This window comes from Neisseria mucosa, assembly GCF_013267835.1.
Classification (GTDB): domain Bacteria; phylum Pseudomonadota; class Gammaproteobacteria; order Burkholderiales; family Neisseriaceae; genus Neisseria.
The window spans coordinates 1,776,807-1,795,067 of sequence record NZ_CP053939.1; the positions used below are offsets into that span (position 1 = coordinate 1,776,807).

Annotated in this window: 21 protein-coding genes, 1 other RNA gene and 1 pseudogene; 14 read left to right on the forward strand and 9 right to left on the reverse strand. The window is 52.3% G+C overall.

The window, feature by feature from the left end:
- Positions 1-45 precede the first annotated feature (45 nt).
- A complete protein-coding gene (locus tag FOC66_RS08495) occupies positions 46-513 on the forward strand; it encodes a CinA family protein (RefSeq protein ID WP_003747688.1) in 468 nt (155 codons plus the stop codon).
- 81 nt (positions 514-594) lie between these two features.
- Here FOC66_RS08495 and efeB read toward each other — a convergent pair whose 3' ends face one another.
- The 3 genes from efeB to efeU all read right to left on the reverse strand — a co-directional run bounded on the left by efeB (position 595) and on the right by efeU (position 3,998).
- Positions 595-1,860, reverse strand: coding sequence for an iron uptake transporter deferrochelatase/peroxidase subunit (gene efeB / locus FOC66_RS08500; protein WP_003747690.1), 1,266 nt, complete (start codon positions 1,858-1,860; stop codon positions 595-597).
- 134 nt (positions 1,861-1,994) lie between these two features.
- Positions 1,995-3,161 (reverse strand): iron uptake system protein EfeO, encoded by a 1,167-nt coding sequence (gene efeO / locus FOC66_RS08505; protein ID WP_003747693.1) that lies wholly within the window; start codon positions 3,159-3,161, stop codon positions 1,995-1,997.
- 12 nt (positions 3,162-3,173) lie between these two features.
- A complete protein-coding gene (gene efeU / locus FOC66_RS08510) occupies positions 3,174-3,998 on the reverse strand; it encodes an iron uptake transporter permease EfeU (protein ID WP_003747695.1) in 825 nt (274 codons plus the stop codon).
- 381 nt (positions 3,999-4,379) lie between these two features.
- Here efeU and FOC66_RS08515 point away from each other — a divergent pair.
- The 3 genes and pseudogenes from FOC66_RS08515 (at position 4,380) to FOC66_RS08525 (ending at position 6,398) form a co-directional block, all read left to right on the forward strand.
- A pseudogene (locus tag FOC66_RS08515) lies at positions 4,380-5,555 on the forward strand (cytochrome-c peroxidase).
- 139 nt (positions 5,556-5,694) lie between these two features.
- A complete protein-coding gene (locus FOC66_RS08520; protein WP_094192864.1) occupies positions 5,695-6,024 on the forward strand; it encodes an FKBP-type peptidyl-prolyl cis-trans isomerase in 330 nt (109 codons plus the stop codon).
- A 125-nt stretch (positions 6,025-6,149) separates the two neighbouring features.
- Entirely contained in the window at positions 6,150-6,398 is a 249-nt protein-coding gene (locus FOC66_RS08525; RefSeq protein WP_003686612.1) for a BolA family protein, read from the forward strand.
- 145 nt (positions 6,399-6,543) lie between these two features.
- Here FOC66_RS08525 and FOC66_RS08530 read toward each other — a convergent pair whose 3' ends face one another.
- Positions 6,544-7,338, reverse strand: a complete 795-nt coding sequence (locus FOC66_RS08530) for a methyltransferase domain-containing protein (protein ID WP_003747703.1) — start codon at positions 7,336-7,338, stop codon at positions 6,544-6,546.
- 55 nt (positions 7,339-7,393) lie between these two features.
- Positions 7,394-8,140 (reverse strand): pimeloyl-ACP methyl ester esterase BioH, encoded by a 747-nt coding sequence (bioH, locus tag FOC66_RS08535; RefSeq protein ID WP_003747705.1) that lies wholly within the window; start codon positions 8,138-8,140, stop codon positions 7,394-7,396.
- Here bioH and FOC66_RS08540 point away from each other — a divergent pair.
- The 7 genes from FOC66_RS08540 to rnpB all read left to right on the forward strand — a co-directional run bounded on the left by FOC66_RS08540 (position 8,139) and on the right by rnpB (position 12,265).
- Positions 8,139-8,855 (forward strand): ComF family protein, encoded by a 717-nt coding sequence (locus FOC66_RS08540; protein WP_003747707.1) that lies wholly within the window; start codon positions 8,139-8,141, stop codon positions 8,853-8,855. The genes bioH and FOC66_RS08540 overlap by 2 nt on opposite strands.
- A 64-nt stretch (positions 8,856-8,919) precedes the next feature.
- The gene (gene trmL / locus FOC66_RS08545; protein WP_003747708.1) at positions 8,920-9,384 is read left to right on the forward strand and encodes a tRNA (uridine(34)/cytosine(34)/5-carboxymethylaminomethyluridine(34)-2'-O)-methyltransferase TrmL; all 465 of its coding nucleotides are present in this window, start codon (positions 8,920-8,922) and stop codon (positions 9,382-9,384) included.
- Positions 9,385-9,435: 51 nt separating this feature from the next.
- Entirely contained in the window at positions 9,436-10,155 is a 720-nt protein-coding gene (locus FOC66_RS08550) for a septal ring lytic transglycosylase RlpA family protein (RefSeq protein ID WP_003747710.1), read from the forward strand.
- A gap of 98 nt (positions 10,156-10,253) precedes the next feature.
- Positions 10,254-10,838 (forward strand): Holliday junction branch migration protein RuvA, encoded by a 585-nt coding sequence (gene ruvA, locus FOC66_RS08555; protein ID WP_003747712.1) that lies wholly within the window; start codon positions 10,254-10,256, stop codon positions 10,836-10,838.
- 13 nt (positions 10,839-10,851) lie between these two features.
- On the forward strand, positions 10,852-11,085 hold the full coding sequence (locus FOC66_RS08560) for a hypothetical protein (protein ID WP_003747714.1): 234 nt from the start codon (positions 10,852-10,854) through the stop codon (positions 11,083-11,085).
- Positions 11,086-11,139: 54 nt separating this feature from the next.
- Positions 11,140-11,850, forward strand: coding sequence for a hypothetical protein (locus FOC66_RS08565; RefSeq protein ID WP_003747716.1), 711 nt, complete (start codon positions 11,140-11,142; stop codon positions 11,848-11,850).
- 53 nt (positions 11,851-11,903) lie between these two features.
- Positions 11,904-12,265: RNase P RNA component class A (rnpB, locus tag FOC66_RS08570), an RNA gene on the forward strand.
- Positions 12,266-12,371: 106 nt separating this feature from the next.
- On the opposite strand, the gene mltA is transcribed toward rnpB, so the two are convergent.
- Together mltA and FOC66_RS08580 are read right to left on the reverse strand one after the other, a co-directional pair.
- Positions 12,372-13,694 carry a murein transglycosylase A gene (gene mltA / locus FOC66_RS08575; RefSeq protein ID WP_003747722.1) on the reverse strand — a complete coding sequence of 441 codons (1,323 nt, stop codon included), beginning with the start codon at positions 13,692-13,694 and terminating at the stop codon, positions 12,372-12,374.
- 89 nt (positions 13,695-13,783) lie between these two features.
- Positions 13,784-14,356, reverse strand: coding sequence for an RDD family protein (locus FOC66_RS08580; protein WP_003747723.1), 573 nt, complete (start codon positions 14,354-14,356; stop codon positions 13,784-13,786).
- A gap of 240 nt (positions 14,357-14,596) precedes the next feature.
- On the opposite strand from FOC66_RS08580, the gene asd reads away from it, so the two are divergent.
- Positions 14,597-15,712 (forward strand): aspartate-semialdehyde dehydrogenase, encoded by a 1,116-nt coding sequence (gene asd, locus FOC66_RS08585; protein ID WP_003747724.1) that lies wholly within the window; start codon positions 14,597-14,599, stop codon positions 15,710-15,712.
- Between the two features lie 89 nt (positions 15,713-15,801).
- On the opposite strand, the gene FOC66_RS08590 is transcribed toward asd, so the two are convergent.
- Positions 15,802-16,599, reverse strand: coding sequence for a factor H-binding protein (locus FOC66_RS08590; RefSeq protein WP_036493916.1), 798 nt, complete (start codon positions 16,597-16,599; stop codon positions 15,802-15,804).
- Positions 16,600-16,799: 200 nt separating this feature from the next.
- On the opposite strand from FOC66_RS08590, the gene FOC66_RS08595 reads away from it, so the two are divergent.
- Positions 16,800-17,282 carry a dihydrofolate reductase gene (locus FOC66_RS08595; RefSeq protein WP_003747727.1) on the forward strand — a complete coding sequence of 161 codons (483 nt, stop codon included), beginning with the start codon at positions 16,800-16,802 and terminating at the stop codon, positions 17,280-17,282.
- An 82-nt stretch (positions 17,283-17,364) separates the two neighbouring features.
- On the opposite strand, the gene FOC66_RS08600 is transcribed toward FOC66_RS08595, so the two are convergent.
- Positions 17,365-17,631: a DUF3079 domain-containing protein gene (locus FOC66_RS08600; protein WP_003686685.1), complete on the reverse strand. Its 267-nt coding sequence runs from the start codon at positions 17,629-17,631 to the stop codon at positions 17,365-17,367.
- Positions 17,632-17,798: 167 nt separating this feature from the next.
- Between FOC66_RS08600 and FOC66_RS08605 the strand changes: the two genes are divergently transcribed.
- Positions 17,799-18,254: a GNAT family N-acetyltransferase gene (locus FOC66_RS08605; RefSeq protein ID WP_003747729.1), complete on the forward strand. Its 456-nt coding sequence runs from the start codon at positions 17,799-17,801 to the stop codon at positions 18,252-18,254.
- The last annotated feature ends 7 nt before the right edge of the window (positions 18,255-18,261 follow it).

An 18,261-nucleotide genomic window follows, 5' to 3' on the forward strand; every position in this document is an offset into this window, starting at 1 on the left:
GCCAAGCGCCTGCCCGGTTTTACCCTTTTCTATTAAGGAGCCGCCATGTCCCATCTGCAAACCATCGCCGAACACCTGACCAGCCGCCGTCAAACCGTTACCTGCGCCGAGTCCTGCACCGGCGGCCTGCTTGCAGGTGCGCTGACTTCCATTCCCGGCAGCTCGCAGTGGTTTCATCAAAGCTTCGTCACATACAGCAACCAAGCCAAACAGGAACGCCTGGGCGTCATGCCCGACACCTTGCTGAAACACGGCGCAGTCAGCCGCGAGACCGTCTATGAAATGGCACGCGGCGCAAAAGCCGTCGCGCAGGCAGATTACGCCTTGAGTATTTCCGGCATCGCCGGCCCCGGCGGCGGCAGCGCGGCCAAACCGGTCGGCACAGTCTGGTTCGGCCTAGCCACGCCCGAAGGTTCGTTTGAGCAAACCGCGCTATTCACGGGCGATCGCGAAGCAGTAAGGGCGCAAGCCGTCGAATACGCATTGGCTTTCTTGGCGGAACATTTGGTTTGATAGAAAAAACTCAGGCCGTCTGAAATCTGGAAATCAGGTTTCAGACGGCCTTTTTATTATCTATTTAAACCATCGGCGGATTTATACGCCTAAAAGTTCTTTGCCGAGGAAGCTGCCTTTTTCGACACCCGGCAGAACGAAGAAATAGCCGCCGCCAAACGGGCTGATGTATTCCTCCAGCGGCTCGCCGTTAAGCAGGTTTTGCACGAAGATGAAGCCGTCGGCAAGGTTGGCCTGATAGCAGATGAAAATCAGGCCGACGTCGAGCTGGCCGTTGGCGGCGAGGCCGCGCGAGTAGTTGAAGGCGCGGCGGTAGAGCAGGTGTTTTTTCATGAACTCCGGATCGCGCGGATTGGCAAGGCGCATATGGCTGTCTTTGGGCGTGATTTTGCCGTCGGGGTCTTTGGCGAAATCGGCGGTGTCGCCCTCTTTTTTACCGTCCATGGGCGCGCCGCTGTATTTGCGCCGGCCGAAAATATCGGTTTGTTCCTGCATCGGGGTGCGGTCCCAAAACTCGACAAAGTGGCGGATGAGGCGGACGGCCTGATAGCTGCCGTTTTTCGTCCATGCCGGTTCGTCCAAGCTGTTGGCGGCAACGCCTGTCCACAGGACTTGATCGGCGACTTTGGGATCTTCGACTTTGGGATTGCCGGAGCCGTCGCGGAAACCTAAAAGGTTGCGCGCGGCAATGGCGCCGGGTTCGGCTTTAGGGAGCCAACCGTCTATGCTCCAACGGATGACGGCAAACTGGGCGGTGTTTTTGATGATGTCGCGTAGGGCGGCTTGGCAGGTTTCGGGGGAGAATGCGCAAATTTGCAGGCTGAGGTCGCCGTCGCACCAAGATTTTTGGAGTTTGTCGTTGGGGAAGTCGCGCATTTCCTGCAGGTGTTTCGGTTTTTTGTCTTTGAGGCCGAAGCGGTCGTCAAAAAGGCTGCTGCCGACGCCGACGGTAACTGTCAGTCCGTCGGGGCGGAATTGTTTACCGAGGATGCCGCTGCCCGCAGGCGGGAGCTTGTCGTCGCCGTCTTGGTATTCGCCGCCTTGGGTAAGGAATTCGATGCGGGCGGTCAGGGCGCGGAACAGGTTTTCAAGTTGTTTGGCGTCTTTGGCGGTAACGTCAAAGGCACACATGATGCCGAAGAGCTGGTGTGGCGTGACGATGCCTGCCTGATGCTCGCCATAACACGGATAGGCCAGCTCGGAATGTTGGTTGTTTTGGGTCTCGGCGGCGGCTTCGCCTTGTTTTTTACCGGCAAAATAACCGGCAACGCCGATGGCGCCGGCGGCAAGGGCAGTTTTGAAAAGGGTTCGTTTTTCGGGTTGTGCCGGTTGTTTGTTTTGGCTCATGGTCTGCTCCTTGGCAGGGAACGGAAAGATTGCAATCGTGTGAAGTAAGGTCGGTTTTCAAACATATTTGTGTGGGCGGCAATAAGATTCAGACGGCCTTTCAATATCCAAAGGCCGTCTGAAAACGCGTTATCTTATTTCAAACCCAAAATGCCGCGCAGTTTGGCCAAGTCTTCTGCCAAGGCATTAATTGGCGCTTGCAGGGCTTTGCGGTCTTCTTCGCTCAGTTTGTCGTACAGCTCGAAGCCGTCTTGTTTTTTGTATTTCGCCAAAATGTCTTCAACCTGTTTGAAGTTGGCATCGGTTTTTTCCAACAGCGCTTTGTCTTTGGCTTCGATCAGCGGACGGAACAAATCAACGATTTTTTTGGAGCCTTCCACATTGGCTTGGAAGTCGCTCAGGTCGGTATGGCTGTAACGGTCTTCTTCGCCGCTGATTTTGCTGCCGGCCACTTCTTCAATCAAAACAGCCGCGCCGCCAACCACTTTGCTTGGCGGGAAGGAAAGGGCGTCGATTTCTTTTTGCAGGGATTCAACGTCTTTCATCAGTTTGTCGGCAGTCTCTTTCACGCCGGATACGTCTTTTTTCACCCACAGGGCGTGTTCGATGCGGTGGAAACCGGTGAAGGCTGCGTCGTTTGCGCCGTCTTTGAAGTCGTCTTCACGCGCGTCGATGGCGGGGTCGAGTTCGTTGAAGAGTTCGGCAATCGGCTCGATGCGTTCGTAGTGGATGCGGGTGGCGGCAAACAGGGATTTGGCTTTTTCGATGTCGCCGGCTTTGACGGCCTCGGTAAAGGCTTTGGTTTTAGCGACCAACTCTTTGGCTTCCGCCTGAACATAAGCTTTATAGTCGGCCAGAGGTTGTGCCAGTTTTTCCAAATCGGCTTCGTTGGCCGTGTCTTTGAAGCCGCTGTCGGTAACAATCAGCTTGCCGCGCGGATTGGTCAACAGGCCGCAAGTCATTTCGTATTCGCCCGGCAGCAGGGTAACGGTCATTTTGTCGGATAAACCCGGGGCGATGTTTTCACGCTCGTCCACCACCATCACGCCTTTGAGGATTTCCCATTCCAGCTTGCGGCCGCTGTCATTTTTGATGTTGAACACGACTTGGCCGCTGGGGACGGTCAATTCCATCGGTTCGCAGGCAGTATCGTTCACACCGATATTGACCGAACCGTCGGCATTGGCGGCAGCGGATGCGCCTGAAGCGGCAGGCGCGGCTTTTTCGGCTTCAGGCGGCTGACACGCGGTCAAACCCAGAGCCAACATTACGGACAAAGCAGTCAGATTGAATTTTTTCATTTTCATTCCTTTTTATTTAGTTAACGTTTTTGCCGGCGCGCTGCCGCGCAAAAACCAAATCATGACGGGAACCAGATACAGCAGCCAAATCAGGACTTCGCCTTTGGTCGGGTGGTCGGTATAGCCGAAGAAACCGCCGAGCAGTACGCCTAAAGGGCTGTCTTCATGCAAATATTTCGATGTGTCGAAAGCAATATCCTGCATCACATTCCATACGCCGGCCTCATGCAGCGCGCGAAACGAACCAGCCAGCAGACCGGCCGCCACCACAATCAGAAACGCGCCCGTCCAACGGAAAAACTTCGCCAAGTTCAGGCGCATACCGCCCTGATAAATCAGCGTACCAATGACAACCGCCGCCAACAGCCCCAACACCGCGCCTATCGGCATAGACCACGTCGGGCTTTGCTGGAACACGGCCAGCAGGAAAAACACACTTTCCAAACCTTCGCGCGCCACAGCCAAAAACGCCATGCCGACCAAGGCCCAACCCTGGCCGCTGCCGCGGTTCAAGGCCGTCTGAACAGAATCCTGCAGATGCTGTTTCATCGAACGCGCGGCCTTTTTCATCCACAAAATCATGTACGTCAGCATGGCCACGGCCACCAGGCCGATGACGCCGACCACCAATTCCTGTTCTTTTTGCGGAATCTCGCCAGTAGCGGAATGAATGCCGTAACCAATACCCAAACACATGACCGAAGCCAAAAACACGCCCAGCCAAACCTTCGGCATCAGCTCGCTGTGTCCCGACTGTTTCAAAAAACTGGCAACAATGCCGACGATCAGGGCGGCTTCGATGCCCTCACGCAGCATAATCAATAAAGCAATCAGCATAAAAAACTCTAAAGTGAAACGTTCATTTGTTAACGCATTTATAACGCTTTATGTTTAATAATGCAAATTATTTTTATTTTTTAATAACCCTATATTTATTAAGATTTTTTAAAAGAAAATAACGAACGTAATCAATAAAAACTAAAAGGCCGTCTGAATTTTATTTTTTCAGACAGCCTTAAAAACAGTAACTAATTGTAAATAAATAATAAAAAAGTTCCATAGTATAAAATTCTCTATCAGTTATATTTTCAAAATTTATCAAATTTAAAAGGTTGATTTACAACAAAAATTAAAACCGCCTTATCTTTTATAGTTGGCATATTGCTGGTGCAATCAGCAATCCATGACATAACAAACGCATAACAAAGGAACCCTCCTATGCCACGTTTAAAACTCCACCAAATCGCTTTGGCTTTGGCCGTTTCTGCCGCGCTGACCGCCTGCGGCGAGAAAACGGCTCAAACAACCGAAACCCCTCAAGCAGCTTCTGCCGCGAGCGCTGCCGATACTGCCGCAAGCACCGCCGCCGTTTCGGCCCCTCAAAATTCCGCCGATATTTCTGCCGAAGACAAAGCCCTGTTGGAACGCGCGCAAGCTACGTTCAAACCTTTGCCTGACTTAGCCGAAATGCAAAAAGTTCGTCCGTTTACTGAAGAACAGGTCAAACTCGGCCAACAACTTTGATACGAAAACCGCCTGTCCAAAGGCAACACCGTCAGCTGTAACTCTTGCCACAATTTGGCAACTGCCGGCGTAGACAACATGCCGACCAGCGCGGGCCACAAAAGCCAATTCGGTGGCCGTAACTCCCCAACTGCTCTGAATGCCGCCTTGTTAGGCAGCCAATTCTGGGACGGCCGTGCAGCCGATGTGGAAGAACAAGCCGGCGGCCCATTGCTCAACCCGGTTGAAATGGCCAACGCGACCGAAGCCGATGCCGCCGCCAAAATCGCCGGTATCCCTGAATACCAAGAAAAATTCAAAGCCGCATTCCCTGAAGACGGCGCCGTTTCCTTCAAAAACATCACCACCGCATTGGGCGCGTTTGAACGTACCCTGCTGACCCCGACCCGTTGGGACGACTACCTGAAAGGCAACGTATCTGCCCTGAGCGAACAAGAACGCAAAGGCGTACGCGCATTTATGGACAACGGCTGTATCGCTTGTCACAACGGCGTCAACTTGGGCGGTACCATGTTCCAAAAATTCGGTTTGGTGGATGGTCCTTACTGGAAACACATTGACGATCCTAAACACGACAAAGGCCGTGCGGACGTAACCAAAAAAGCCGAAGACGAATTCTTCTTCCGTGTTCCCGGCTTGAGAAACGTCGAACGCACCTACCCATACTTCCACAACGGCAGCGTTTGGGAATTGGATAAAGCCGTCAACATCATGGCGAAAGCTCAATTGGGTAAAACTCTGGCTCCGGAAGAAACTGAAAACATCGTTGCCTTCTTGAAAGCCCTCTCCGGCAATGTTCCTGAATCTGCCCGAACCATGCCTGAGCTGCCTGTATCCACCGATGTCAAATCCCAACCTGACAACAAATAAGGTTTAGCACAAAACAAAGGCCGTCTGAAAATCCGTTTCAGACGGCCTTTTTGTTGCCGGCCATATGGACGGCTTTGTTTCACGATTCCACACAATATGGTAATCTTGAGCCGATTTTCACCATACATCCGAAAGGAACATCATGAGCCTGATTATTGAAGACTTGCAAGAAGGCCACGGCAAAGAAGCCGTCAAAGGCAAAGAAATCACCGTACATTACACCGGCTGGTTGGAAGACGGTACCAAATTCGACTCCAGCCTCGACCGCCGTCAACCGCTGACCATCACTCTGGGCGTCGGCCAAGTGATTAAAGGTTGGGACGAAGGCTTCGGCGGCATGAAAGAAGGCGGCAAACGCAAGCTGACCATTCCTTCCGAAATGGGCTACGGCGCACACGGTGCCGGCGGCGTGATTCCTCCGCACGCAACCTTGATTTTTGAAGTCGAGCTGCTGAAAGTGTACGAATAAGCATTTGACGCTTCAAAAGACCGAGGCCGTCTGAAACCCGAAGTTTGGTTTTTCAGACGGCCTGTTTTATCAAGATTCGGTATAATGCCCTCTTTTACAAGCAAACCATTTCCCAAGGAACCCCCATGCTTTTACCCGAACAAGTCAAAACCCTGATTGAAGGTGTTACCCCTTGCGAACACGTCGAAGTCGAAGGCGACGGCCATCACTTCTTCGCCGTCATCGTTTCCTCCTCATTTGAAGGCAAAGCCCGCCTCGCCCGCCACCGCCTGATTAAAGACGGCCTCAAGCCGCAACTTGAAAGCAACGAATTGCACGCGCTGTCGATTTCCGTTGCCGCCACTCCGGCCGAATGGGCTGCCAAACAGGCTTAATTTGGAATCAAACAAAAGGCCGTCTGAAGAGTTTTCAGACGGCCTTTTTCATACATATTAAACAGCACAGACGATCGATACAAACGCCAAACCGCATTCGACAATACGCAATCGCGGTGTAAACCCTACCGGCACGACCGCCAAACTAGCCCTGCCGTTTCGGGAAAAACTGCACCACGTTCTCACCTTGCGGCAACACCAATTTCTTCACGGCATGGCCGTACACGGTTTCAAGTGTGATGTTCAGACGGCCTTCGTTGGCAAAAATCTTATCCACACATTCCTTGGCCGCTTGCGGATTGCTGAACTTCAACGCATTCCACAATCCCAAGGTTTCCATGTCCTGCCAAAACGTCCCGGCTTTTTTATAGCTCAACTCAAGCTTCGCCGTGTCGGTTACCGGATCGTAAAAGCCGTTGTCGGCGAGCATATCGCCCAAGTCGTGCATATCAATCAGCGTGGGCGCTTCGCATTCGATGCCTTCATGGTTCAGACGGCCTGTCAGCTCGCTCAGGCTGTCGCGGCCAAAGTGCGTGAAAAACAATAATCCGTCGGTTTTCAAAGCGGTAGCCCAGTTTTTCAATACCGGCAAAATATCGTCGGCGCGGCTGAGGCTGAGGTTGGCCCACAACATATCGGTGGATGCCTCGGGCAACGGCACAGTCAGGGCTTGGCAATGCTGCGGGATGGTTTTGCCGGTCAGCTTCTGCCAGAAACCGCCTTTGCGCGCGGCGGCGGCGGTTTTCAAAAAATCGGCATTCGGATCGTATTCTTCAAACACGGCGTTGGGATAACGCGCGGCCAGCAGGCTGCGGCTGATATCGGCATCGGCACCAATCAGCATGATGCGTTTGGGTGCATTGCGGACCAGCTGCAGGCGCTCGTCGGTGTCTTGGGCGAGATGGCGGTGAATCTGCCAGCGTTTGTCTTGTTCGGTCATGGTAGGTCGTGTCAGCGGGCTTTGCCCGGCAATGTTTTTATGGTTTAAGGCTATTTCAGACGGCCTTTTCGACAAAATTGCGGTAAATTTCGGCAAACTCGTCGGCATGGCTTAAAAAGGGCGCGTGTGCGGCTTTGTCGATAAGGACCAGCTCGCTGTTGCTCAAATGGCGGTGTAAATATTCACCCATGCGCGGCGGCGTGATGGCGTCTTTCTGTCCAAACACCAGCAATGACGGCGTTTGAATCAGCGACAACAGCGGACGCGCATCGGCATGGTTGACCGCTTCAAGCGCGGCCTGTAAGGCGGAAGGCGTGCCGCAGTGCGCCAAATCGGGCAGCACCCGGTTTAAGATTTCGCTTGAATGCGGCGTGTGCAGCAGTTGCAGTTGTAGAAACTGTTTAATATGTTTGGCATAATCCTGCTGAAATGCGCCGACCATCTTGCCCAAGGCAGGTTGCGCCAAGCCTTCGGGATAATCCGTGTCGGCAGTCAGTCGGGCAAAACTTGCCGTCAGGCAGAGCGATCGGATTTTGTCGGGATAAAGCGCGGTCAGATACAGGGCAACCAGTCCGCCCAGCGACCAGCCGAGAATGTGTGCCGGCGTGTCGATTTGTCCGGCGAAGGCTTCGGCAACGGCGGCAATATCAAACGGCTCGGCAAAAGGCGCATCGCCGTGTCCGGGCAAATCAAGCGCGCGGACGTCCCAACCGGCAGGCAGGCGCGGTATCAAATCGTCGAATACATGGCGGTTCGCCGCCCAACCGTGTATCAGATAAACTTTTTTGGCGGAGTGTGGCATGAATGTTCTTTCTTGGTGGCGCAATTTGAAACGGCTCAATGCGCGACGTTGCGTATTATGCCACGATTCCGTTTCAGACGGCCTTTGCCGAGGCTGCGCAAACGATTTGACGGAATATTTTATCGACGCGGCACAAAGCTGTCCTTTGTGTTTCCGCCATGTCACGGGCGGGGCGGTATGCGGCGGTTGTCAGAAAAAGCCGCCCGCATTTGATAGAATGTGGGCCTCGCTGTATTACGAACCGCCCGTCAGCAGCATGATACGCGAGCTGAAACACTTGGCCGACTTGGGCATGAGCCGTCCGTTGGCGGATTTGATGTGCCAAAACGCACCCGGCTGGCTGGCGGCGGAACACTTCGATTTCGTCCTGCCCATGCCTTTGAGCAAAGAGCGGCGGCTCAAGCGCGGATTCAACCAAAGCGAGGCGTTGACGGATATTTTGGCAAAACGCTACGGCTGGACGCTGCTGCCGCGCCACGCAGTTTTCAGACGGCATGGCGAGCCGCAAAGTACGCTGAAAAGCGACGAACGTCGGCGAAATATCAAGAATGCATTTAAAATCAAAGCCGAATTGCCGAAGGCGTGTAATATTCTGTTAATTGACGATGTCTTCACCACCGGCTCGACTTTGGACGAATTGGCGAAAACGCTGAAAAAATCAGGCGCAGGTAAGATTTTTTGCTGGAGTTTGGCGCGTCCGCCAATGAAAAAATAGCTTAAAGTTTTTGACACCCATGGAACATTTCGGCATTATGCCACTCTATAAGTGATTGATTTATATGTTTACCATAGTTTTGTACCAACCCGAAATCCCGCCTAATACGGGCAATATCATCCGCCTGTGCGCCAATACCGGTGCAGATTTGCACTTGGTCAAGCCGCTTGGTTTCCCTCTGGATTCGTCCAAAATGAAACGCGCGGGTTTGGATTATCACGAGTTTGCCAAACTGACGGTACATGAGAATTTCGAAGACTGCCTCAAGGCACTCGAAGGCCGCCGCATTTTCGCGCTGACCACCAAAGGCTCTACCCGCCCCGACGAAGTTTCCTTCCGCGAAGGCGACGTGTTGCTGTTTGGTCCCGAAACGCGCGGCCTGCCTGCCGAAATTCTCGACAGCCTGCCTGCCGGACAAAAAATCCGCCTGCCGATGATGCCCGGCAGCAGGAGCATGAATCTTTCCAATACTGTCGCCGTGATTTTATTTGAAGCATGGCGGCAAAACGGTTTTGTCGGCGGCGTATAACAACAGGCCGTCTGAAACCGCTGCGTTATCAACTCAAGAACGGAACCCGTTTTGACTTTTACCAAAAAAACCCTCCTTTCCTTAGCCGCCGCCACCATCGGCGTCCTTTCCATCAATGCCGCCGTTGCCGACAGCGTGGTCCGAGTCGAAAAACTGCATCCTTCTGCCAACCGCAGTTATAAAGTTGCCGGCAAACGCTACACGTCGCTGACTCAAGTTTCCTCTTTCAGCCAAACCGGCAAAGCCTCATGGTACGGCAACCAATTCCACGGCCGTAAAACTTCCAGCGGCGAGCGTTACAATATGAACGCCCTCTCCGCCGCCCACAAAACCCTCCCTATTCCCAGCTACGCACGCGTGACCAATATGCAAAACGGCAAAAGCGTCATCGTCCGTGTCAACGACCGCGGCCCTTTCCACGGCAACCGCGTCATCGATGTTTCCCGCGCCGCCGCCCAACAATTGGGTTTCATCAACCAAGGCACGGCCAACGTTAAAGTTGAACAAATCATCCCCGGCCAAACCGCCGCTCAAACCATTGTTTCCCCAAACAACAAAGAATTTTTTGTTGATTTGAAATCCTTCGGTACCCAACGCGAAGCGCAGGCTTATCTGAACCAAGCCGCACAAAGCCTGCCGTCAGACAGCAAAGTCATGCTGGAAAAACGCAACTACGAATACGTTGTCAAAATGGGTCCGTTCAGCAGCCAAGAACGTGCCGCCGAAGCAGGCGAACGTGCCCGTCATCTGAATCTGGCATCCGCCATCTGATTTCGTCCGCGTTAGCGCTGAAGTTTGATACAATACAAGGCCGTCTGAAACCCGATTGCAAGGTTTCAGACGGCCTTTTTTAATCACAGGGGAACACCATGATCAGCAGGCTCACAGGCAAATTGATTGAGAAAAATCCGCCGCAGGTCGTTATCGACGTCAACGGCGTCGGTTATGAAGCCGACGTTTCCATGCAGACTTTCTACAACCTGCCTTCCGTTGGCGAAACCGTCCATCTCTACACCCAGCTTGTCATCCGCGAAGACGCGCATTTGCTGTTTGGTTTCGCCTCGGCCGAGGAACGCGCCACCTTCCGCCAACTGGTCAAAGTCAGCGGCATCGGTGCCAAAACTGCATTGGGCATTTTGTCGGCCATGAATGCCGACGAGCTGGCGCAAGCCGTCGCCGAAGAAGACGTCAAACGCCTCTCCTCCGCCCCCGGCATCGGCAAAAAAACCGCCGAACGCATGGTGTTGGAACTGCGCGGCAAACTCATATCCCATACCGTTTCAGACGGCCTGTTTGCCCCTGATGCCGTTGCCGACAAAAGCCAAGACATCATCAACACCCTGCTTGCCCTCGGCTACAACGAGCGCGAAGCCAAAGCCGCCACCAAAGGCATTCCCAAAGGCACGGAAGTCGGCGAAGGCGTGCGCCTGGCCTTGAAAAACCTGCTCAAATAAGGCCGGCTGAAACATGAAAACTGCCGTCCTGAGTGCCGCCTTGCTTCTAAGCGCGTGCGTCTATACCGAGACTCCGTACGGGCGAACCGCCGTCTTAGACCTGCCCGTCCACGCGCAAACCACCGTCAACAAAACCGTGACCATCAACGCCCCGCCCGGGACGACCGTCATCTATCAAGACAGCGAACCCGTCCACAATCACCCGGCCTATCCCGTTTATCCCCGCCGGGTTTATCGTTATCGATAAACAACGCTGACCGTTTGAAACCATATATTCAGACGGCCTGTTGAGAGACCAACCATGAAATACATCCTTCCCCTGCTTTTACTCCTGAGCGCCTGCACACCGGACACCAAGACCACCACGGATGCCGCATCCGCCCCCAAAACACACGGCTTTGCACACCGCCTGACCGAAGGCGAAAAACTGCTGACCCAAGCCCTCATCAAACAAGACCTCGCCGCCTACTTCAAACACGAAACCGGCGGCGCATTTGCCGAACAAGCCCCCTTATTCTCGGCCCAGCAACTTGCCGAACAGAAAAACATCCCCCAAAACGATGCCATCGGCGTTTACGGCAAAATCATCAAAACCCAAGGCCGCACCGCCTGGCTGCAAACCGACAAGCAAACCCTCAAACTTGATTTGGCCGAACCGCTGCAAGAAGCGCAAGGCGAAGTTACCCTTGTCTGCCAACATGAAAACACCGCATTCCAAGACTGCCAAACAGAAGAAAACTTCGCCCGACGCTTTACCGAACAAATCTTCTCGGCGGTCGAGTCCGGACGCGTATCCGCCCAAACAGACGCACCGGCCGAAGAAATCATGGCCGGCCGCCTCATCCCGTTTTTGAGTGCCGCCAGCGACTTTACCGGCAACTTCAAAGCCTGCGCTACCACCATGACCGAATACTGCACCAGCCGCCTGGCACGCGAAATGCCCGAATCCGCAGTCCGCAAAAAAGCACAGGAATTGGGTTTGACCGAAATAGCATTTAAAAAGAAAAAATAAATATTTAGGCCGTCTGAACCCTATGGCGGCTGTGTTATAATCCGCACCTCATACAGGTCGGACAGACAGTCGCCGCGTATCGCGTAAGGCATACGGGGAGGAAAGTCCGGGCTCCACAGAGCAGAATGCCGGCTAACGGCCGGGCGCGGCAACGCGACGGAAAGTGGAACAGAAAGCAATACCGCCGATGATTGCCTTCGGGCAAAACAGGTAAGGGTGAAAAGGTGCGGTAAGAGCGCACCGTGCATTTGGTAACAAAGCGCAGCAGGCTAAACCCCATTCGGAGCAAGACCAAACAGAACGCGATGACGCTGCTCGCCGAGCGTTCGGGTAGGTTGCTTGAGCACACCAGCAATGATGTGCCTAGAGGAATGACTGTCCGCGACAGAACCCGGCTTACCGTCCGAGCTGTATGTCCCCATACCGCGGCAGGTTTTTAAAACCTGCCGCATTTTTACGAAATAAAAAGGCCGTCTGAAACCTGAATCTTGGTTTCAGACGGCCTTTTTTTAAACCGCTGTTTATGGACGGTATTCCGGTTTCATGCCGTTGGGCAAAAGCTGCCATACATAGCCGGTGGTTTTCATTTTGCCGGCCACTTCGCCTGCTTCGTCGCCATAACCCCAGAAATAATCCACACGGACCGCGCCTTTGATCGCGCTGCCGGTATCTTGCGCCATAATCAGACGGTTGAGGGCTTTTTTGGTGATCGGATGGGCAGTGGCGACAAATAACGGTGCGCCAAGCGTGATGTAGTGGCGGTCGATGGCACCGGCGTATTCGCCCATCAACGGCGTACCCAATGCGCCCACCGGGCCGGAATCGCCGCTGCCGGTCAGCTCGCGGAAGAAAACGTAGCTTGGGTTTTGCCCCAAAACTTCGGCAAGGCGGCCGGGGTTTTGCTTCATATAGGCCTTGATGCCCTGCATGCTGGTCTGACCCAGCGGCAGATAGCCTTTGTCCGCCATATAGCGGCCGATGGAAACATACGGATGTTCGTTTTTATCGGCAAATCCGACGCGGATGTATTTGCCGGATGGTGTTTTCAGACGGCCTGAACCTTGAATGTGCATAAAGAAAAGTTCGACCGGATCATCTGCGTAACCCAAAATCGGCGCTTTGCCGTTAAGTGCGCCGCCGTTGATTTGGCTGCGGGTGTAGTAAGGGACAAAACGGCTGCCTTCAAAACGGCCTTTCAGCGCAGTGCTGCGTGCTGTAATCGGGAATCTGGACAAATCGGCCGTGTATGTGCCGCTATTGTCGATGACGCCGCTGTTTTGGCCGGTTTGGCGGATGCGGACGGTGGCTTTACTGCCTCTCAAGTTTGCAGCCAACGGAACGGAAACAAAATCGTTCGGAATGCCGTAAATAGGGAAACGGGATTGGCTTGTGGGCTTGTCGTCGCCGTGCAGGACCGGTTCGTAATAGCCGGTAATGGTGCCGGCAGGATTGCCGCCATTGTCAACGCGCCATGCGGTGAAATAGCGCTCGAAAAAGTGCTTGGCTTGGAAATGGTGCGCCGGCGTTTGCATGGCTTGGATACAAACGTCCTGCCAGCCTTGGCGGTTTTTGAGTTTTTCACAGCCTAAGCGGAAAGATTGCAGGCTTTTGGTAAAGTGTTGGAGGTCCCAGTGCGGCAATTCGTTGTAGGAAACTACGGTGTAGTTTGCTCCTCCCCCGCTCACTGTCGTCCCGACGGGATCGGGCGTACCGGTGGGGCGGTCGGGGCCTTTGATAATGCTGGTGTCGGTTTCGGGAAGGTTTTTAATGCTTTTGCTCGGACAGGCGGCAAGAATGGCCACGGCAATGCTGACGAGCGTGATGCGGTACAAATGTTTTTTCATGGAATCAATAGCGTGTCGAAAGGCCGTCTGAAAGCGATTTTTCAGACGGCCTATGTTGGAAAGTGCTGATTTTAACACAAAAAAGCGATTTATCGGCGCGGCGGCAGTTGGACGACAACCGTATCGGCCAGCATATCGTAGAGCGTGCGGCGGTCGCGTTTGACGGAGAAGAGCATGATGAAGTTGATGAAGGCTATAAGCAGAGAAATCAGGTTTCCACCCGTGTCACTTATTGCCAACGATACAATAGTTACCACAACACCAACAGCAAGCGCCCAAACAACTTCGCGGATTAAAACCGTTCCTTCAAAACCTGGATTATTCCCGTCACTTTTTAACACGCGTATGCCCATAATTTTTTTACCTAAAGACTGACCGTCCCGGCTCATGTAATACAGTTGGAAGATACCGAAAACCAAATAAACAGCCAAAGAAATAAAAAATGTTATGGCAAAATATTCAGGGGTATTAAAAAGAGAAGATTCCGAAACTAATTCTTTGCTTTCATCTAAAGTGAAAACTACCATCACAATGAATGGCAACCATATCAAAAAAGTAAACAGATTATTCAACAAATATGCCGCAACCCTCGCCCCCGGCGAAGCAATATGGACATCTACTATTTCTGTTCGAGGCAAATCCGACAAATTGATTTCGCTCATTTAATCTTCCTCTGTACCATTAATGAAATGCAATTTCATTGCCATCTTAACCTATTTTCCCATCATTCTAAAAATTTTCGATAAAAACCTTTACATTTTCCGCAGACGGCGTTAAAACGTTTGTTTTCCCCTTTTTTATAGTGGGTTAACAAAAATCTGAACAAAGCGGCAGGCGATGCCGTTCCGATTTTTGTTAATGCACTATAAACTTATCTGGATTTTCTTTGTAAGGAGTAACACATGAAAGTAGGTTTCATCGGCTGGCGCGGTATGGTCGGCTCTGTTTTGATGCAGCGTATGAAAGAAGAAAACGACTTCGCCCACATTCCCGAAGCGTTTTTCTTTACCACTTCCAACGTCGGCGGCGCTGCCCCTGATTTCGGTCAGGCGGCCAAAACATTGTTGGATGCCAACGATGTTGCCGAATTGGCAAAAATGGACATTATCGTTACCTGCCAAGGCGGCGATTACACCAAATCCGTGTTTCAACCCCTGCGCGACAGCGGCTGGAACGGCTACTGGGTTGATGCGGCTTCTTCCCTGCGCATGAAAGACGACGCGATTATCGTCCTCGACCCGGTCAACCGCAACGTCATCGACAACGGCCTCGAAAACGGCGTGAAAAACTACATCGGCGGCAACTGTACCGTTTCCCTGATGCTGATGGCTTTGGGCGGCCTGTTCCAAAACGATTTGGTCGAATGGGCAACCAGCATGACCTACCAAGCCGCTTCCGGCGCGGGTGCGAAAAACATGCGCGAACTCATCAGCGGTATGGGCGCGATTCACGCCCAAGTAGCGGACGAGCTTGCCGATCCTTCCAGTGCGATTCTCGACATCGACCGCAAAGTGTCCGATTTCCTGCGCAGCGAAGACTATCCGAAAGCCAACTTCGGCGTACCGCTCGCCGGCAGCCTGATTCCGTGGATTGACGTGGATTTGGGCAACGGCCAGTCCAAAGAAGAATGGAAAGGCGGCGTGGAAACCAACAAAATCCTCGGCCGCAACGACAATCCGACCGTAATCGACGGCTTGTGCGTGCGCATCGGCTCTATGCGCTGCCACAGCCAAGCCATTACCCTGAAGCTGAAAAAAGACCTGCCTGTTTCTGAAATCGAAGCCATCTTGGCAGGTGCAAACGACTGGGTGAAAGTCATCCCCAACGAAAAAGAAGCCAGCATCCACGAGCTGACGCCTGCTAAAGTTACCGGCACGCTGTCTGTTCCTGTCGGCCGTATCCGCAAACTGGAAATGGGTGGCGAATACATCAGCGCGTTCACTGTCGGCGACCAACTCTTGTGGGGCGCTGCCGAGCCGTTGCGCCGCGTATTGCGCATTATCTTGGGCAGCCTGTAATTGAGGTTGGCATGAAAAAAGCAACAATTTGAGCCGTTGCTTTTCTGGATAATAACAAGGCCGTCTGAACCTTTCAGACGGCCTTTTTCCTATTCTTTCTTACCGGCCAAACCGATTTCTTTGGTGGAATCGCCAATTTTGATTTGCGCCTTACCGGCAATTTCTTCAGCCTGCGGACCGAAGAGTTTCAAATCGTAACGGCCGTTTTCGACACCGTTCAAACTGGTTTTACCGCTGATGGCGGCTTTGCCGTTGTTATTGGCAATGCCTGCGGCAAGCAGGTTGACATTATTGTGGGAAGCCATGCTGCTGATGTTGCCGTAACCTTGTTTTTTATCGAAATCGACGGTGTATTTCAGACGGCCGCTGCGGTCGTCGCCGTTAAACGCGATACCCGAATACTGATAGCTGCCTTGTTTGGGCAAATTGCTATACGCTGTTTCATCGCCTTGGACTTCGCCGACGGTAAATGTGTATGTATCGAGGTTTTGCAGCTTGCCTGCGTCATCGGCTTTTTGTTTGGCGTAACGCGCGGCAACAGAGGAATAATTTTGTTTATACACTTGGAAGTCGCCTGTTTCCAAAGTGATGACTTGGCCGTTTACCTTGATTTTTTGGGCGTAGTCGTAAGAGGATACTTTATCGGTTTTCAAAAAGCCGGTATCGAGTTTGTCACCTTTTTGCAGGGTTTGCGTTTTACCGTTGGCTGTCAGGTCCAACGTACCGTTTTCAGGGACGGATTCGTTCAATTCAACGGACAACACGCCTTTCGGATGCGGATTGAGCGGCTCGGTAACGGCATTTGACAAGCCGCTTGTTGCGCCGCCGCAGGCAGCCAACATCAAAGACAGGGAAGCCGTCAAAGCAGAAATGCGGAGGGTTCTCATCATTTTTTCCTTTCCTTTTTATTTGGTATGATATTTATCATATCCCTAAAAAAATGAACAATAAATGATTTTTGTCAAAATCAAGCATTTTGAATATTGATTTTATAAATATTGAAACATTTTTAAAATATCGGGTATTCAGTCTATTCAAAGTCCCCTCCGCTATAATCATTTTATTTTACAAACGGATTTTATTTATCATGCCGAAAATCACCCTTATCGCCGCCTACGCCGCCCGCCGCTGTATCGGCATCAACAACACCATGCCTTGGCATTTGCCCGAAGATTTTGCCTTTTTCAAATCATACACCACCGGCAAACCCGTCATTATGGGCCGCAAAACATGGGAATCGCTGCCGCGCAAACCGCTGCCCGGCCGTCAAAATATCGTCATCACCCGCCAAGCTTATCAGGCCGAAGGCGCGCAAACGGCGGCTTCTTTGGAAGATGCACTGGCTTTGTGTCAGGGGGTTGAAGAAGTCATCATCATGGGCGGTGCGCAAATTTATGCACAAGCCCTGCCGATTGCCACAGATTTGCGCTTGACCGAAGTCGGTTTGGATGTGGACGGCGATGCGTTTTTTCCTGAGTTTTCCACAGAAACATGGCAAGAAGCCTCTCGGGAAAACCATGTTTCCGCCAAAGGCATCGAATACGCGTTTGTGCATTATGTGAAGGCATAATCCGACAACGCAAAGGCCGTCTGAAACCCTGTTTTTCAGGTTTCAGACGGCCTTTTTATTTCGTTTGTTTACGGCATGCTGTTTAAGCCGTTTTGTTTTTCAAAGGCAGTTTGATATGCGGTTTAGCCGGCTTGGGCGCTTCTTTCAATCCAAGTTCGATTTGCTGCTCTTCGCTCAACAAATTGCTCCAGTCGCCTTTTTTATACCAGTCGCGGCCGTCCAACTCGATGGGGTGTTGGATGCGTTCGCAACCGTTGCCGCATTGCAAATCGTCTTCTTTGCAGTATTTGTCGCAACCCCAGCAGATACGCTCGGGATTTTTCGGAAAAATGGGAAATTTCTTGGCCATGATGTTCTTCTTTTGTTTGTGTGCGGTATGGGCAGAATTATAAGTGATTTGAATGGGACTGGCGGCGGGTTTATCGTGTTTTACGCTGATTTTTTAAAATGTGTTAACCTTTCAGACGGCCTATACTGTAAAAACTATCCCTATTCGGTACAACAAGAGGACCCGATATGAACATATGCCGTCTGAAGCCTGAATTTGTCGAGCCTTTATCCCTCGCTCTGTTTGAGGAATGGCACGATTTTGCGCCGTGGTCGTCTCTGGACAAAATCCGTGCGTATTACGCGCAGTGCCTCGATGGGGATGACTTGCCGCTGGCGTTTGCGGCTGTGGATAAGGAAGGGCGGCTGATGGGTTCGGCGGCATTGAAGCGGTTTGATATGGCGTGTTTTCCCGAATACGAATATTGGCTGGGCGATGTGTTCGTTTTGCCGCAGTTTCGAGGTTTGGGCGTAGGCAGGCAGCTGGTCTCGTTTTGTCTGGATAAAGCACGCAAACTGGGTTTGCCGCATCTGTTTCTCTATACGCCGGATGTGCAGGCCGTGTATGAAAAGTTCGGCTGGAAAGAAATCACCCAGACTTGGCACAACGGGGAAACCGTATCCGTCATGAAATTGGATTTATAGCTTGAAA